Raw genomic sequence first — 278 nt, forward strand, 5'->3', positions numbered from 1 at the left:
CTATACCTCGGGAACAACCGGCGATCCCAAAGGGGTTTTGCACGGACACGGGTTCCTTTACGGACATCTCCCATCGATTGAATTACACCACCAAGGCTTCCAGATCGAAGGCGATTGTGGCTGGACACCCGCCGATTGGGCGTGGATCGGCGGGTTGATGGATATGGCGATGCCGTGTCTGTTTTACGGTGTGCCGCTGATCAGTAGTCACATGCGCAAATTTGACCCAGTTGAGGCCTACGCGCTGATCGACCGCTACCAAATTCGCAATCTCTTTA

General features: G+C 54.3%; 1 protein-coding gene. It reads left to right on the forward strand.

Annotated features, from left to right (window positions below; genetic code table 11):
• On the forward strand, nt 1–278 hold a 278-nt coding region (locus AB9F29_RS22560), incomplete at both ends, for an AMP-binding protein (RefSeq protein WP_369757334.1).

This window comes from Falsihalocynthiibacter sp. S25ZX9 (genome assembly GCF_041205405.1).
GTDB classification, from domain to species: domain Bacteria; phylum Pseudomonadota; class Alphaproteobacteria; order Rhodobacterales; family Rhodobacteraceae; genus Falsihalocynthiibacter; species Falsihalocynthiibacter arcticus.